At 38.0% G+C, this 16,018-nt stretch carries 13 protein-coding genes; 6 read left to right on the top strand and 7 right to left on the bottom strand.

Translation table 11 applies throughout. The features are described from left to right. The first annotated feature begins 346 nt into the window (after nucleotides 1–346). From N0B48_RS18040 to N0B48_RS18025, 4 genes are all read left to right on the top strand, one after another. Nucleotides 347–982: a porin family protein gene (locus N0B48_RS18040; RefSeq protein WP_259840352.1), complete on the top strand. Its 636-nt coding sequence runs from the start codon at nucleotides 347–349 to the stop codon at nucleotides 980–982. Nucleotides 983–1,308: 326 nt separating this feature from the next. Further along, complete coding sequence (locus N0B48_RS18035) at nucleotides 1,309–2,007, top strand: porin family protein (protein WP_259840351.1); 699 nt, start codon at nucleotides 1,309–1,311, stop codon at nucleotides 2,005–2,007. 180 nt (nucleotides 2,008–2,187) lie between these two features. Beyond that, nucleotides 2,188–2,871, top strand: a complete 684-nt coding sequence (locus tag N0B48_RS18030) for a porin family protein (protein ID WP_259840350.1) — start codon at nucleotides 2,188–2,190, stop codon at nucleotides 2,869–2,871. Nucleotides 2,872–3,232: 361 nt separating this feature from the next. Next, nucleotides 3,233–3,940, top strand: coding sequence for a porin family protein (locus N0B48_RS18025; RefSeq protein WP_259840349.1), 708 nt, complete (start codon nucleotides 3,233–3,235; stop codon nucleotides 3,938–3,940). Between the two features lie 257 nt (nucleotides 3,941–4,197). On the opposite strand, the gene N0B48_RS18020 is transcribed toward N0B48_RS18025, so the two are convergent. The 7 genes from N0B48_RS18020 to N0B48_RS17990 all read right to left on the bottom strand — a co-directional run bounded on the left by N0B48_RS18020 (nucleotide 4,198) and on the right by N0B48_RS17990 (nucleotide 11,399). Next, the gene (locus tag N0B48_RS18020) at nucleotides 4,198–5,145 is read right to left on the bottom strand and encodes a glycerophosphodiester phosphodiesterase family protein (RefSeq protein ID WP_259840348.1); all 948 of its coding nucleotides are present in this window, start codon (nucleotides 5,143–5,145) and stop codon (nucleotides 4,198–4,200) included. Nucleotides 5,146–5,288: 143 nt separating this feature from the next. Then, complete coding sequence (gene purF / locus N0B48_RS18015; RefSeq protein ID WP_259840347.1) at nucleotides 5,289–6,788, bottom strand: amidophosphoribosyltransferase; 1,500 nt, start codon at nucleotides 6,786–6,788, stop codon at nucleotides 5,289–5,291. Between the two features lie 64 nt (nucleotides 6,789–6,852). Next, nucleotides 6,853–7,212 carry a four helix bundle protein gene (locus N0B48_RS18010; protein WP_259840346.1) on the bottom strand — a complete coding sequence of 120 codons (360 nt, stop codon included), beginning with the start codon at nucleotides 7,210–7,212 and terminating at the stop codon, nucleotides 6,853–6,855. Nucleotides 7,213–7,248: 36 nt separating this feature from the next. Further along, complete coding sequence (gene purC / locus N0B48_RS18005) at nucleotides 7,249–7,968, bottom strand: phosphoribosylaminoimidazolesuccinocarboxamide synthase (protein WP_034730194.1); 720 nt, start codon at nucleotides 7,966–7,968, stop codon at nucleotides 7,249–7,251. A gap of 33 nt (nucleotides 7,969–8,001) precedes the next feature. Further along, nucleotides 8,002–8,697, bottom strand: coding sequence for a DUF3307 domain-containing protein (locus tag N0B48_RS18000; RefSeq protein WP_259840345.1), 696 nt, complete (start codon nucleotides 8,695–8,697; stop codon nucleotides 8,002–8,004). A 2-nt stretch (nucleotides 8,698–8,699) separates the two neighbouring features. Then, entirely contained in the window at nucleotides 8,700–9,305 is a 606-nt protein-coding gene (locus N0B48_RS17995) for a SatD family protein (protein ID WP_034730188.1), read from the bottom strand. 192 nt (nucleotides 9,306–9,497) lie between these two features. Beyond that, entirely contained in the window at nucleotides 9,498–11,399 is a 1,902-nt protein-coding gene (locus N0B48_RS17990; RefSeq protein ID WP_259840344.1) for an endonuclease, read from the bottom strand. A 193-nt stretch (nucleotides 11,400–11,592) separates the two neighbouring features. Between N0B48_RS17990 and N0B48_RS17985 the strand changes: the two genes are divergently transcribed. After that, the gene (locus tag N0B48_RS17985; protein WP_259840343.1) at nucleotides 11,593–12,732 is read left to right on the top strand and encodes an acyl-CoA dehydrogenase family protein; all 1,140 of its coding nucleotides are present in this window, start codon (nucleotides 11,593–11,595) and stop codon (nucleotides 12,730–12,732) included. A 238-nt stretch (nucleotides 12,733–12,970) separates the two neighbouring features. Continuing rightward, the gene (locus N0B48_RS17980; RefSeq protein ID WP_259840342.1) at nucleotides 12,971–15,898 is read left to right on the top strand and encodes a reprolysin-like metallopeptidase; all 2,928 of its coding nucleotides are present in this window, start codon (nucleotides 12,971–12,973) and stop codon (nucleotides 15,896–15,898) included. The last annotated feature ends 120 nt before the right edge of the window (nucleotides 15,899–16,018 follow it).

Below are 16,018 nucleotides of genomic sequence, written 5' to 3'. Positions count from 1 at the left end.
GAATTCAAAAACGATCCTATCCTAAGTTTTAAAAGCTTAATTTACAATATTACAGTTAATTATGAAATAACACTGTTTTTAACTTATTTTAATAGAATATAGAACAGTTTTTAAGGGTTTGCAATTTAGATCATGTCTAAACAAACGTTTAATAGGATAGTTAAAATACTAACATCCAACCATTTAAATGCATTACAAGCAAAATCACTACGCCTTTTTATACTGACTTTTGTCATGTAAATTATTTTTGGCAAGCAATTTGAAAGATACTCTGCGTTCAACCAAAAAATTGAACAGTAGTAAAATTTAAAATTAAGAATAGTAAAATATTAAAAAAATTAAAGTTATGAAAAAGTTAATTTTAGGATTAGCAGTAACTGCAAGTTCACTGGCATTCGCACAACAGACTCCAAAATCTTCTTCTAACCCTGTAACATTCGGTGTGAAAGGTGGGATGAACGTATCTTCTCTTTCTAAAGACGAAGGTTTAGATGATCAAAAATCTAAAATCGGTTTCAATGCAGGTGTATTTGCTAACATTCCAGTTGCAGAATCATTCAGCATTCAGCCGGAGGTTTTATACTCTCAGTATGGAGCAAAAGCAGATTATACTGTATTAGGAAACAAGTTTTCTTCTTCAACTAAATTAGATTATATCGCAGTACCGGTAATGTTCCAGTACAACCTGATCCCTAATCTTTTTGTAGAAGCAGGTCCTGAATTCGGATTCCTGGTAAGTGCAAAAAACAAAATCAAAAACGAAAGTAACGGAAACTCTTCAACTTCTGATAACTACAAAGATGATTTAAAATCTTTCAACTTTGGTATCGGTCTTGGAGCAGGATATTACTTCACAGATAACTTCGGAATTACAGCGAGATACGTTGCTGGTTTAACAGACGTAGCTAAAGACAGACCTAATGGATCTGATGCTGTAAAAAACAATACATTCCAGGTAGGATTAGCTTATAAATTCAAATAATAAGCTTTAACATTCAGATAACAAATTTTATATTCAATAGAAAGCCGGCCTATTTATTTAGTCCGGTTTTTTTGTGTTTAAATTTTCTCCATTCAGCATTTTTGGCAAGAAGTTTGCGTATATCTGAGAAGCTGGAAAACATGATATTTCAATCAACGTAAGACAGCAAAAAAAGTTTCTTCATATACAAATTGATTTCAATAGAAAAGGTCAGGTTTATTCATTTAAGCCTGACCTTTTCGCGTAAAACATGATATTTATCAGTTTAATCCCTTTGGCGGGAATTTTGATGCAGTGTGAAAGCATAAGTATAAACTTTAAAAATCATGAAAAAACTAATTTTAGGATTGGCATTTGCTGGAAGCCTTTTGGTGAATGCACAGGAAAAAACTAAATCTGCATCTGCATCACCGATTACTTTCGGGGTTAAGGCAGGATTGAACGCTTCTACGCTTACCAAATATGATGGGTATGACGGGTATGATAATGACCAGAAACTGAAGCCAGGTTTTAATGCAGGAGTATTTGTAAATATTCCGGTAGCAGAGAAATTCAGCGTTCAGCCGGAAGTTCTTTTTAGCCAATTAGGTTCAAAAACTGAAGAAAGAGAGGTGTACTACAATAATTCTGATAAATTCAGAAGAGAATCTGATTACAAAAAAACACTGAATTATCTTACCGTTCCTGTAATGGTGCAGTATAATATCCTTCCTCAGCTTTATGTAGAAGCAGGACCAGAATTCGGATTTCTTCTAGGAGGAAAAGACAAAGGAGATTTTACTCTTACACAAACTTCAGGAAGTACTACGACCACACAAACGACAAGCTTTTCCAACAACATTGTTAAAGATCTTCACAATAAATTCAATTTTGGAATCGGTATCGGCGCAGGATATTACTTTACTCAGAACTTTGGGGTAACAGCTAGATTTACAGCGGGTATTACAGATATTTATAAGCATAACACTGGAGATGCGGTTAGAAACAATGCATTTCAGGTGGGTGTAGCTTACAAATTCAAATAATCAGTATTTTAGATCATAAGATGTCTGAATTTTATTTAATTCAGTATCGATCAAAGCATTACAAAAGATCAGGCTTATTCATTTAAGTCTGGTCTTCTGTTTATAATACGACTTTTTTTAATTACTCACTTTGATGGGAATTTCACCAAAGGCTGAGAAAATAATTTAAACTTTATAATCATGAAAAAACTCATTTTAGGATTGACCATTTCGTTGGGTTCGCTTGCATTTGCACAGGAAAAAACAGAAGCTAAATCTAAATCTCCCATTACTTTTGGAGTAAAAGGGGGTATGAACATCTCTACCGTTAGCGAAGTATATGACAATGGTTGGATGTATTCTGACCAAAAAGCAAAAATTGGTTTTAATGCCGGAGTTTTTGCCAACATTCCAATCTCAGAAAAATTCAGTCTTCAGCCGGAAATATTATACAGCGGACTGGGTGCAAAAATAGAAACCAGCAGAATGTTTGATCTCGGCCCTATGACCAAATTAGAAGGAAAGGAAACTCTTTCGTTAAGTTACCTATCCGTACCTGTAATGTTTCAATATAATATCATTCCTGATTTATATGTAGAGGCCGGACCTGAATTTGGGTTTCTTCTAGGCGGAAGATCTAAGGGAGAATGGACTGACACTACAGATAATATCAAGACTACAACAAGCTATTCTGATAAACTTTCAAACGGTTTATTCAATAAATTCAATTTTGGAATCGGGATTGGAGCCGGATATTATTTCACTCAAAATCTTGCAGTGACAGCTAGGTTTACAGCAGGTATTACAGATATCTATAAGCACGACAATGGAAATGCAGTTAGAAATAATGCATTCCAAGTTGGTTTAGCTTACAAATTCAAATAGAGATATATTATTTTCAAGTTAATGTCGGGTCTTTTCGGAGATCCGGCATTTTTTATGGATATGTATTTTGCCAAGGGTATCAATTATCTTATCTGCTTTCGTCTTATTTTTTCAGGTTTAATTCTATATTAAATCATCAACATAAATGCATTTTAGTATAAAATCGTTTCCAAAAAACAAAATTCCATAACATAATTTTTCATAAAATTTCGTTAAAACAGCGGAAAACAGAATCCGGAAAACCTTCACAAAAGCCCTTCAGGTAAGGGTTTTCCGAGTTTGGCAAGCATTTTGCAAAATAATTCAAGTCTGATTGAAAAACCAGACACGAAGTACAACAGTAAAATTAAAAAATAAAATTATGAAGAAGTTATTTCTAGGGTTGGCAGTTACTGCTGGCATGATGACATTTGCTCAAGAAACAAAAACAGTAACTCCGGAACCCATCAAAAAAGAAAAACAACCGATCAGATTTGGTATCAAAGCAGGGGGAAACTCTTCTTACTTCAGTGAGCAGAAATTAAGCCTAAATAACCAGAAAGTCGGATTCCATGCTGGGGTTTTAGTTAATATTCCAATTTCTCAAAAATTCAGCTTACAACCAGAGGTTTTATACAATCAGTTAGGAGCAAGAAGCGTGATCTCATCTACGGATGTAACTACGGGTGCTACGAACGTTAAAACGAAGAGCGAATACAAAACTACCATGAACTATATTTCAGTTCCTTTAATGGTACAAATGAGACCTACTGAAAGATTTTATGTAGAGGCAGGTCCTGAATTCAGCTATTTCATCAACGGGAAAAACTCCGGAGACAGCACGATTTCTACGACAACAGGTGGTGTTACCACAACTCAGTCTGTATCTAACTCTGAAGACATTAACAAAGATAACGTTAACAAGTTTAACCTAGGTTTAGGTTTAGGTCTTGGATATGATGTTACTCAAAACCTGGGGATCAACGCAAGATACATCAACAGTCTTACGGATATGAGAAACCAAAAGCCTGAAGGTACAGAACCATTGAACCACAGAGCGTTTCAGTTAGGTCTGAATTACAAGTTCTAATAAGAGACAATCAATTATTTAACCTATAGTAAAGCCCGGATTTAATTTTTTTAAGTCCGGACTTTCGTTTTTTGGCTCTGGTGGCTTCGAGTGCCTCAGCCACCAGATATTTGTCACTCTTTGAATGCTTTTCGATGTATTGGATTTACGTATCTTGAAACGCTCAAACCCTAAAACACTCCCACTCTCAAACCCGTACCTCGCATCCTGAAACACTCTAGCTCTAAAACGCTCAAACTCTCAAACCTCTTTACCGGTTATTCAAATATTCTCGGATCATCGCTGATTACACCGTCTATTCCCATATCTTTTAATTCTTTTAATCTTTCTTTCGTGTTGACGGTCCATGGGATCACTTTCATACCCAATGCATGGCATTCCTGTACCAATTTTGAAGTAACGAGGGTGTGATCAGGACTGTAAATAGTTGGGGTAAAACTTAGAAATTTCATATCTCCGGCTACACCATTCAAATGATTCGGATATTCTTTGAATTTTTCGGTGGGTATATTTTCGAAATGAGCCTGCTGTTGAACTATCTTTTTATCATCCACTTTTTCTACCAGTAAAGCAGTCATGATCTTAGGATATTCCTTATGAATGATTTCCAGTGTTCTGGGGTCAAACGACTGAATAATTACCCGGTCCTGAATACCTTTTTTGACAATAATTTCCATCATCAGCTTTACAAATTCCTTAGGTTCCGGATGAAATATGTTGTCAGAAAACGGACGTGTTTTAGTTTCTATATTATAAAAAGGCAAGGGTCTTTTCAGTTCACGGGAATAAGCCTCACAGGCATCTATTACATCTGCGAAGAGCGGCTTCTGAACCTTCATCTTCTTCTGGTCAGGATAGCGGTCAAGTTTCTTTGAGCCTACATCAAAGGTTTGAATCTTTGCATAGGACATATCATAAATTTTATAGTAAAACCCTGAGTCTTTAGGAATATAGGTTCCATCAGGTTTTGTTATTAATTCAGGGGAAAGGAAAGCATCATGGGAAAGGATTACTTTTTTGTCTTTCGTGATCGCAAGGTCCATTTCCAGCGTCGTCACATTCATTTTCAGGGCATTCTTCATGGCCGGAATTGTATTTTCGGGATATAAGGACTTTCCTCCGCGATGCGCCTGATTATCGAAAGACTGAGAGGAATACCATTGGGCCAATACCAGAAAAGCACCCGTTAAAAATACGTTCTTCATTTCGCTACAGTTTAAGAGAACAAATTTAGAATTTGCCCATGTACTGTATAATAAAGGAATATTAAGCTTTTGATACATTTATAAGAACAAAAAGAAGCCAGACTCAATGCCTGGCTCCTTCTTTTATTTTGAATGGTAGAATATTAATTAAATAATTCTACCTCCTCTCCTTTTTCTACAGGGTATTCTTCTGTGAAACATCCGAAACAGTGGTTGGAAGATCCTAAAATTTCTTTCAGGTTTTCTGTGCTTAAGAACTCTAAAGAGTCTACACCCAGATAATCTCTAAGCTCTTCGGTGGTCATGTTGGCTGAAATCAAATCATCTTTTGAAGGAGTATCGATTCCTAAGTAGCACGGAGCAATAATAGGTGGAGAAACACTTCTGAAGTGGATCTCTTTTACGCCTGCATCCTTTAGTATTTTCACCAATCTTTTGGAAGTAGTTCCTCTTACGATAGAATCGTCGATGATCACTACTCTTTTATCCTTGATCTCTGAAATAATCGGGTTAAGCTTAAGATTCACTACCCTTTCTCTCATTTCCTGAGTCGGAACAATGAAACTTCTTCCGATGTATCTGTTTTTGATCAGAACCGGACGGAAAGGTATTCCGGAGGCTTTTGAGAACCCTATGGCAGCCGGAACTCCCGAATCAGGAACCCCGATCACGATATCAGCTTCTACAGGTGCCTGCTCCCAGATCTTTTCCCCGGACTTTTCTCTGATTTCATATACATTGATATTTTCCAGCGTAGAGTCAGGTCTTGCGAAGTAGATGTATTCAAAAGAACAGATTCTCTGCTTCCCTCTTGCTTCATTCACCATATAAGACTGAAGTTTTCCAGGCTCATTTTCGTTGGTATAAATGATCTCTCCCGGAAGGATATCACGTACATACTGGGCGCCTACTGCATCCAAAGCCACAGATTCAGAAGCCACAACGTAAGTATTTTCGTTAACAGCACCTAAAACCAATGGACGGATTCCGTTGAAATCTCTGAATGCAAAGAATTTATTTCTCGTCATCCCTACTACGGAATAAGCGCCTTCAATTTTCTCCATGGTGGCTTTGATGGCTCCACGAAGTCCTAAATCAAGATTTTTCTGGATCAATCTTAAAATAACCTCAGAATCGGAAGTAGCCCTGAAGACAACGCCTTCAGCTTCCAGTTCATTTTTTAATTCTCTCGCATTGGTAAGGTTACCATTATGCGCTATAGAAAGAATAATCTGGTCGTACTCGTTTTTCGCGAAGAACGGCTGGAAATTATACTTCTTTTTGTCTCCTGCAGTGGTATAACGGGTATGCCCGATTGCAGAATTTCCCATAAAAGCCTCAGGTTCCTGAATTTCTTTATAAACGTCTAAAACCAGTCCTTCATCTTTCATGTTGGTGATTCTTCCATCTTTTAAAACGGAAATACCACACGCTTCCTGTCCTCTGTGCTGGAGGGCAAAAAGGCCGAACTGTGAAAGCGAAAACGTATCGAGATCATTGTCAGAATACAGTCCGAAGATTCCGCACTCCTCATTGGGAGCATCCAGTCTTTCTTCTTCCTGCGTTCTGAAAAGATTCCTCCCGTAGGTCTGGCCTTTAAACTGTTTTAAATATTCACTTTTATGAATGTCTAAACTTTTCATTTCTATTTTTTCTAAATTAGAAGTTAGATATTAGATGTTAGAAATTAGTCTAAGTCAACTTCAATTATAATTTTAAACTTTCTTTTAATGAGTATATCATCTTCTGAATTTCAGCTAAAAGTTCTTTTAAAGGTACTACTTTAGCTTCAGAAATAAAACCCAGATCTATTAATAACTGTAATTGGGTTTGCAGTTCATAGGTAGAACCAAATGCAATTCCAAGAAATTGATAGAACTCATTTTTATTATTTCTTCCAGCTCCTTCAGCAATATTAGAGGGTATTGAAACGGCACATCTTCTTATTTGAGAAAGTAAGCCAAATTTTTCTTCAACTGGCAGTTCTGCAGAAACCAAATAAACTTCTTTTACCAAAGCCATCGATTTCTTCCAGACCTTCAAATCTTCTATCCGGTGCGATTTCATACTAATTTCTAATATCTAACTTCTAACTTCTCCAATTTACTTACCAAGTAAATTTTTCAGTCGGTTGTAGATCTCTACGTAAGCTTCCGTCACTTCTCCAAGATCTCTTCTGAATCTGTCTTTATCCAGTTTCTTCATGGTATCTTTATCCCAAAGTCTGCATGTATCAGGAGAAATTTCGTCAGCAAGGATAATTTCCCCGTCTGCAGTTTTTCCTAATTCAATTTTGAAATCAACCAGGATGATGTTCATTTTATCAAAAAGATCGATCAGGATTTCGTTGATATCAGAAGTAAGCTCATACATTTCATCCAATTCCTCATAAGTTGCTGCTCCTAAGAAAACGGCATGGTGATCGTTGATAAGCGGATCTCCCAACTCGTCTTTTTTGTAGCAGATATCGAAGATGGTCACCGGAGATTTAATTCCTTCTTCCACTCCTAATCTCTGAGCCATACTTCCTGCAGAGTAATTTCTTACCACCATTTCCAATGGAATGATGGATACTTTTTTTACCAGCTGCTCTCTCTCGTCTAATTGTTTGATGAAATGAGTTTTAATCCCTTTTTCATTTAAGTATTCAAAAATCAGAGTGGTGATCGCGTTGTTCATTTCGCCTTTCAAATCAACAGACCCTCTTTTTTGAGCGTTAAATGCTGTAGCGTCGTCTTTAAAACGTACCACTACTTCATTAGGATTATCGGTAGCAAATACCTGTTTTGCTTTACCTTCGTACAACATTTCTTTCTTTTCCATTTCTAAATTCTTATTAGTTAGATTTATTTTATATTACTTTATTAAAATTCCTGTTAATACAGCCAATCCGAAACTCAACAACGTTCCGATCAGTACATATTCCGTGAGTTTTCTCTGTTTAGCCTGCGCCAGATCACTGAATCTGAAAACCGATTTGGCAGCCACCATAAAACCTACGCCTTCCCAGTGGTTCACCATAATAAAAGTGAAAACCAGAAGACGTTCTAAAATTCCAATATATTTTCCTGCACTCGACAGCGATTCGGTCTGCAAACTGCTTTGCGTTTCCGGAACCGGTGTCCATGAAGACAATAATATTTTAATAAAAATGGAGGCAGGTGTTGACAGAAACAATGCTGCCATCGCTATTTTTAAAGTTTCCTGATTGCTCAGAAAATCAAAATTGAATTCTTTGAAATAAAATGAAATTCCCAGAATCACAAGAATATGCAGCATCTGGTCAATGAAAAACCATCTTTTCTTATTCTTTACGTTTTGAAAGATCAGTTTTGAAGCATCAATGATAAGATGCGTGATCCCAACCAAAATGGAAACCCACCACAGATCTGCGTTCCAGAGGAAAATAAAACTTAAAACAGTATGGATCAGAACATGCAGGTACAAATACGGGCTTTTCAGCTTACGGCGTTCCTTATCTGCAACCCAAGAATCTGGCTGAAGAATAAAATCTCCGAATAGATGTGCCAATATGAGTTTAGTAAAGATCATGCTTACAGTTCTGAGATTTTCTTTCTAAAATATTGATTAGTTTCTACGATAAGTTCGTAGTTGGCGCGTTTCAGCCTCTGACTTACGGAGGACTGTGAGATGGCAAATTTCTTGGCGAGATCTTCCTGTGTGATATCCTGGTTCATGATCATTTCGTGAATGATCTCTGCCGTGGCTACCGTCCAGCTGTCGAAATCTTTGGAAGACCATTTCAGGAGGATGTTTAAATCCCGGTCTACGGCTTCGTTGGAGGTTTTTATAGAAACGGTGTGTCCGTCGCTTTTAAGGTCGTTGAGCAGTCGTCCGGAATGTACATAAGCCGTTCCATTGGATTCTGTGATTTTTTCAGAGGAAAAATTCTCTTCACCAATGCCTATAGCAATTCTTACATCTAAATTTTCCTGACTTCTTATGAGAGACTTTATGGCTAGAAAACGCCAGAACACTTCATCAATGCTACACTTAAACTGGAACTCGTCTCCTCTGTAGATTTCCCATGCGAGCGGTGAACTTCCCCAGTTTTCCAGGAGATTCTTGAGTCTGGTGATCCAAACTTCCGTGTCTGCATGCTGTGAATTTATAATATCACCGGTTATGACCGCTATCATTATGCAAATATAAGCATAATTACTTATAAATAAAAAATATAAGCAGAAACACTTATAGATATTGATTATTAGTGAATCTGCTTATATCAATTATGTATTGTTTATAAGCTTTTTAGCGAAATGAATAAAAATTAATTGCCATTATATGTAAGATTGCTTTGCTCCGTTTGCAATGACTGTTAGGTATATTTTTTATTTTTTAATAAACTGATACACTTTTTCATCAAGCTTTAAAAAATAGAAACCGGTAGAAAGATTCTGAAGAGAAATATTCTTCTTGTTTCTGAACGGATCCTTCTCCGTATAAATCACTTTTCCTGAAACATCCAGTACCTGAGCCATTTTAATATCCTGAGTTTCTCCGCTTACAAAAAGATCATCATGAACCGGGTTCGGATAAATCTTAAATTCTTTGTTTGAAGTGATAAGATCAGTCGTAGATAAAGTTCCCCCAAGATTCTGGCAGTAGTTTATAGCATAAGAATCCCATTCACTTAAAGTAAATGTGCTTGTCGGCTGGTTGACTGTGCTTTTTCTGTAAAGAGAAATATTACCATTTGCATTCGCCGTACTTTTCACACCGACTCCATCTACAGTACCAAAACCCTTATAGGCCAATTCTACATATTGACTTCCTGTATACGTCATAGGAGTAGAAGCCGTAACAAATTTAGCTTGTGAATTAGTATAACACGTGAATGCAGCGTTGGGATTTAAAACGACAAATGTTTGATTATTGGCAATTTTACCCTCAAGCTGAAAACTATCTGAGAAATAATAACTGGTTCCACTGCTAAACTGAATATTCAGATTGTAATTATTCAGATTAACTTCATGTCCTGTTTTATTGGTAATTTCTATAGCTTTATTATTGCCACTTCCTTCAATATATTTGGTAATCATTAAATCCTTTGAGAAACCGTCTGAAGCAATGGTGGCTGCCGTTGCGACGTTACTCATTGGAGATTCCAGATATCCCTTATCATAGGATTTTACGGTAAAAGTATAAGTTGTTGATGGAGTCAGCCGATCAATGGTGATATTGGGGCTTTTGGTCGTAGCAATAGGCGTTGCAGCACCATTCATATAAATTTTGTATCCTAAAACATCCGTATCTGTGCTTGGAGTCCAGCTTAAATTGACAAAATTGGCATTCTGTTGAGCCACCGACAGGTTTATCGGTGCAGAAGGTGCCGTTGTATCGGGTGCTTCAGACCAGATTGAATCAACCCAACCCGGGTTATCAATAAATGGATTTCTATTTTTCTGAATACTGTACACCGCATTATTTCTGTCTATTTCCCTTTGTGAAACAGGATCCAAAGCATTCCATTGTTTTAACATCGTAATATAAGCGGGTTCAAAGGCACGTTCTTCCGTTCCATCGAACTGGGATTCGTCATTGGCCGGAGTGGTTCCTGCATTATGATTAAAACCGTTCAGCTTTCCTTCATATCTTACCGCAAAATACAGTAATGCTCTGGCAACATCTCCTTTAAATTCATTGATTGGTTCATAAACACGTCCTGTATACGCCAAACCCGGAGTCGCATCGTTGGCTATCTTTGAACCATTCGTAAAATTATAATAAACTGTTGATCCCGCTACACCATAAGGGTAATTGGACCTTCTCTGATTGATCCATGCATCAACCGGTACTACATAAAACAGATCAGAATACATAGGATAATTACTGATGCTTCCTGTACTGAATGTACTTTGGGGAACCATATGCTCCCGGTTCCACGCCAGCCCTTCGCCTGTAATGGAACCAGATCCCTGCAATTGTGTGGAATTATACTCATACGAATCTGCTCCACCCGGAATTTCTGAGTAAATATCCAATAATATATAGTTCCCATTGGAAGGATTGTTGGTGTTATTATGATCATAATAAACATCTAAATCTGTCTGTTTATAATATTCCTGCAAATCGCCATAGTGCCAATTGACATTCTTTTCAGCAATAATATCATGCAACTTAGACTTCAGGGCGTAGCCCGTAAGTCCTACTGCTCCGTCATAATATCCCGCCGGAATCTGGGCGGAAACAAATGAAGAGATTAAAATAATAGGTAGTAGAAGTTTTTTCATTCCTTAAAAATTGGGAGGCTAAAATAGTAAATTAAAACACTTAAAGTTCTGAATAATTTATTAAAAAATCATTAATTATGATAATATAAAAAATTGATTATTAAAATATTGCGTAAACGATCTTATGAGCTAAACAATTATTTTTCGCTTTCCCGCAATTTAATTATCTTTGGGAACTAACTATTTTATCTATATGAACACAGAGACTATTGACAACATTAAAATGATAGCGGAAACAGCAAAAGAATTTGCTGAGAAAAATATCAGACCTAATATTATGGAGTGGGACGAGAGCCAAACATTTCCAAAAGACTTATTTCACCAGTTAGGAGAAATGGGATTTATGGGGATCGTAGTTCCTGAGCAGTACGGAGGTTCAGGTCTGGGTTATCATGAATATGTTACCATTCTGGATGAAATCTCTCAGGTAGACCCTTCTATCGGTCTTTCTGTAGCAGCACACAATTCACTTTGTACCAATCATATCTATGAGTTCGGAAATGAAGAGCAGAGACATAAGTGGCTTCCACAGCTTGCTTCTGGAAAAGTAATTGGCGCATGGGGACTTACAGAGCACAATACAGGTTCTGATTCAGGAGGTATGTCTACAACTGCTGTAAAAGACGGCGATGAGTGGATCATCAATGGAGCTAAAAACTTCATCACGCACGCGATTTCAGGAGATATTGCCGTAGTGATGACCAGAACTGGTGAAATAGGAGCTAAAAATAACTCTACCGCTTTTGTTTTGGAAAAAGGAATGGCGGGATTCACGTCAGGAAAGAAAGAAAATAAACTGGGAATGCGTGCTTCTGAAACGGCTGAGCTTATTTTCGACAGCGTTCGTGTACCGGATTCACACCGTTTAGGAGAAGTAGGTGAAGGTTTCAAGCAGGCTATGAAAATCTTAGATGGTGGTAGAATTTCTATCGCTGCTTTAAGTTTAGGAACAGCTAGAGGTGCTTACAAAGCTGCTTTAAAATATGCTAAAGAAAGACATCAGTTTGGAAAAGCAATCGCTGAATTCCAGGCCATCAACTTTATGCTTGCTGATATGGCAACAGAAATTGATGCCGCTGAGCTTCTGATCCAAAGAGCATCCACATTGAAAAATGCCAAGCAAAAAATGACCAAAGAAGGCGCAATGGCTAAATTGTATGCTTCTGAGGCTTGTGTAAGAATTTCCAACAATGCCGTTCAGATCTTCGGAGGTTACGGGTATACAAAGGACTTCCCTGCTGAGAAATTCTACAGAGATTCTAAATTATGCACCATCGGTGAAGGAACTTCAGAAATCCAGAGAATGGTAATCGGAAGAGACATTACAAAATAATTGATCATTTTCAAATACTGACCTAAAAATCAGATTGAGAATTATTTCATTAATAAACCAATAGCATACGTATTTTGCGTATGCTATTTTCTTTTTATGAGATAATATATTTTTAATAATATTTAATGTATTGCATAATATATTAAACAGACACTCTAAATTTTTCTTAAATAATTTTGTTTTTCGTAATATAATTTTTATTAGCTTTGATATTCCACAACCAAAACAAATAATTAATATGAAAAAACAACTATCCATGATTGGAATGCTTCTGATTACAGGCATTTCTTTCGCGCAGACTGATCGTCTCTGGAGTGAAGGTTCAAAAAAAGCACCTTCAGACATTTTTGAAAACAAAACCCAAATCACTAATCCGAAGATTTACAGCTTAGATTTCGCCGGATTAAAGAATGCACTTTCCAAAGCTCCCAAAAGATTAGCCGCGGGAGAAAAATCAGAAACCATCATTTCTTTTCCCAATTCTGAAGGGAAGATGGAAAATTTCAAAGTAAGGGAAAATTCAAACTTCGACCCTCAGCTTGCCGCGAAATATCCGGATATCAAATCTTATGTAGGCGAAGGCCTCAACGACCCTAATTCAACAGTTTATTTCAGTATTTCTTCACTCGGACTTTCTTCCATGGAGATTTATGGTGACAAATCTGCTGTTTTCATTGAACCCTACGCTAAAGATCTTTCTTCTTACATCGTTTACAGAAAATCAGACAAAAAAGATGATCTGAGTAAATTTGAGTGTACCGTTATTGATGTCGCTCAAAAAGGAGTATCCAACAGCAATATCGCTGCAAGACCCAACGCAGACGATGCTAAATTAAGAACATTCAGACTGGCACTTTCCAGTACCGGGGAATACACAACCTATTTCGGTGGTACGAAAGCCAACGCTCTCGCAGCAATGAACAACACGATGACCCGGGTAAACGGTGTCTTTGAAAAGGATTTTGCAGCCAGAATGGTACTTATTGCCAACAATGATGCTGTAATTTATACAAATGCCTCTACAGACCCATACTCTGCTGCTGCTTCAATGAGCAACTGGAACTCCCAGCTTCAAAGTACCCTTACTTCGGTAATCGGGGAAGCCAATTATGATATCGGCCATTTATTCGGAGCTTCCGGAGGAGGCGGAAATGCCGGATGTATAGGCTGCGTCTGCACAAACGGCTCAAAAGGAAGCGGATATACTTCACCACTGGACGCCATTCCTTCAGGAGATAATTTTGATATTGATTTTGTAGCTCACGAAATGGGTCATCAGTTCGGAGGAAATCACACCATGTCTCACAGCACGGAAAGATCCGGAAATAATATGGAGCCGGGATCAGGATCTACCATTATGGGATATGCAGGGATTACAGGACAGGATGTTCAGCCTCATTCAGATGCGTTCTTCCATGCGGTAAGTATCCAGCAGATCACCAATAATATTAAAGCCAAAACATGCCCGGTAAGCACTGCTACAGGAAATGCCATTCCTACAGCCAATGCCGGCCTTGACTATACCATTCCTAAAGGCACACCATTCATGCTTACAGGTGCCGGAACCGACACCAATGGAGATTCATTAACTTATATCTGGGAACAGATGGACAGTGCTACATCTTCCCAAACAGGAGCAAACTCTGCAGCTAGCGCGACCAAAGCATCCGGTCCTACTTTCAGATCATGGACACCTACTACTTCTCCAACGAGATACTTCCCAAGAATGGCATCCATACTAACGGGAGGTACTACTACAGCGGGTACAGAAATCACAGTAGAAGCCTTATCAAATGTTGCAAGATCATTAAATTTCAGATTCACTGTTCGTGACAACAGAGCCGGAGGTTCAGGAAACAATTCTGATGATGCTTTGATCACCGTAAACGGAACAGCAGGACCATTCAGTGTATCTTCACAAAACTCAGCAATATCTTATACGGGAGGGACCTCTCAAACTGTTACCTGGGATGTAGCAGGAACTACTGCCAACAGCGTAAATGCTGCTAATGTAGACATCCTTTGGTCAACAGACAGCGGAAACACCTGGTCTACTCTTCTTGCCGGAACGCCTAATGACGGATCTCAAGCGGTAACCATTCCAAATTCATCTACGACAACAGGAAGAATTATGGTAAAAGGTTCCAATCACATCTTCTTTGATGTGAACAATGCCAATATCACAGTCAATGCAGGTTCAGGTACAGATACCCTGGCTCCTACAGCTCCTACCCTTGCAGCTTCCGGAACTACAGCTACCACGACCAACCTTTCCTGGAGCGGCGCTACCGACAACGTGGGTGTTACAGGATATGATGTATATATGAACGGATCTGTGATCGGTAATATTGCATCTACGACTTATACTGTAACCAGCTTAACACCTGCAACCACTTACAGCTTCACTGTTAAATCTAAAGATGCAGCAGGAAATATATCTCCTTCAAGCAATACAGTGAGCGTGACAACACTTACAGGAGGAACTGTAACCTACTGTTCATCTTCTGCAAGCAATACAGCAGACGAAAGAATCGGAAACGTGAAATTCGGAACGATCAACAATACTTCAACAGGTACTGCCGGATATGAAAACTTCACGTCTGTTTCTACCAATGTAACGAGAGGAACCGCTTATACGGTCTCAGTAACTCCAACATGGACTTCAACGGTTTACAGCGAAGCTTACGCAGTCTATATCGACTATAACGGCGATGGCGACTTCACAGACAGCGGAGAATTAGCATGGACTAAAGCCGGCTCTACTACGACTCCGGTAACAGGAAGCATTACGATTCCTGCTACTGCTACCGTCGGGTCTACAAGAATGAGAGTGATGATGAAGTACAGCTCCATTCCTACTTCTTCATGTGAAGCGTTTACGTACGGTCAGGTTGAAGACTATACCCTTAATATCGTTTCTTCAGGCAGAGGAGAACTTTCTGATACCAAAGATTTAATCGCCGGATTCAGACTGTATCCAAACCCGGTAAAAGACGTATTACATATTTCAAACACGACATCTGAAGATTACAAGATCTTCGATATGGGTGGAAAACTAATCAATTCAGGAAAACTGGAAAGAGGCAGCGTAAATGTAAGCGGACTTATCAAAGGAGCTTATATGATCCAGATTGGAGACCATGCCAAGAGATTCATTAAAAACTAATAACCTCAGACCTATTTATTCAATACTGCCTCTTTTGAGGCAGTATTTTTTTTACACCTTATTTTCCTTTCAATTGTATTTTTTTATAGCGAACTAAAAATTGAATTATTATTTAATGTT

This window comes from Chryseobacterium herbae (genome assembly GCF_025154075.1).
GTDB classification, from domain to species: Bacteria; Bacteroidota; Bacteroidia; order Flavobacteriales; family Weeksellaceae; genus Chryseobacterium; species Chryseobacterium herbae.
Note: the sequence above shows the minus strand (reverse complement) of the source record. Positions and strands in the feature narration are given on the sequence as shown.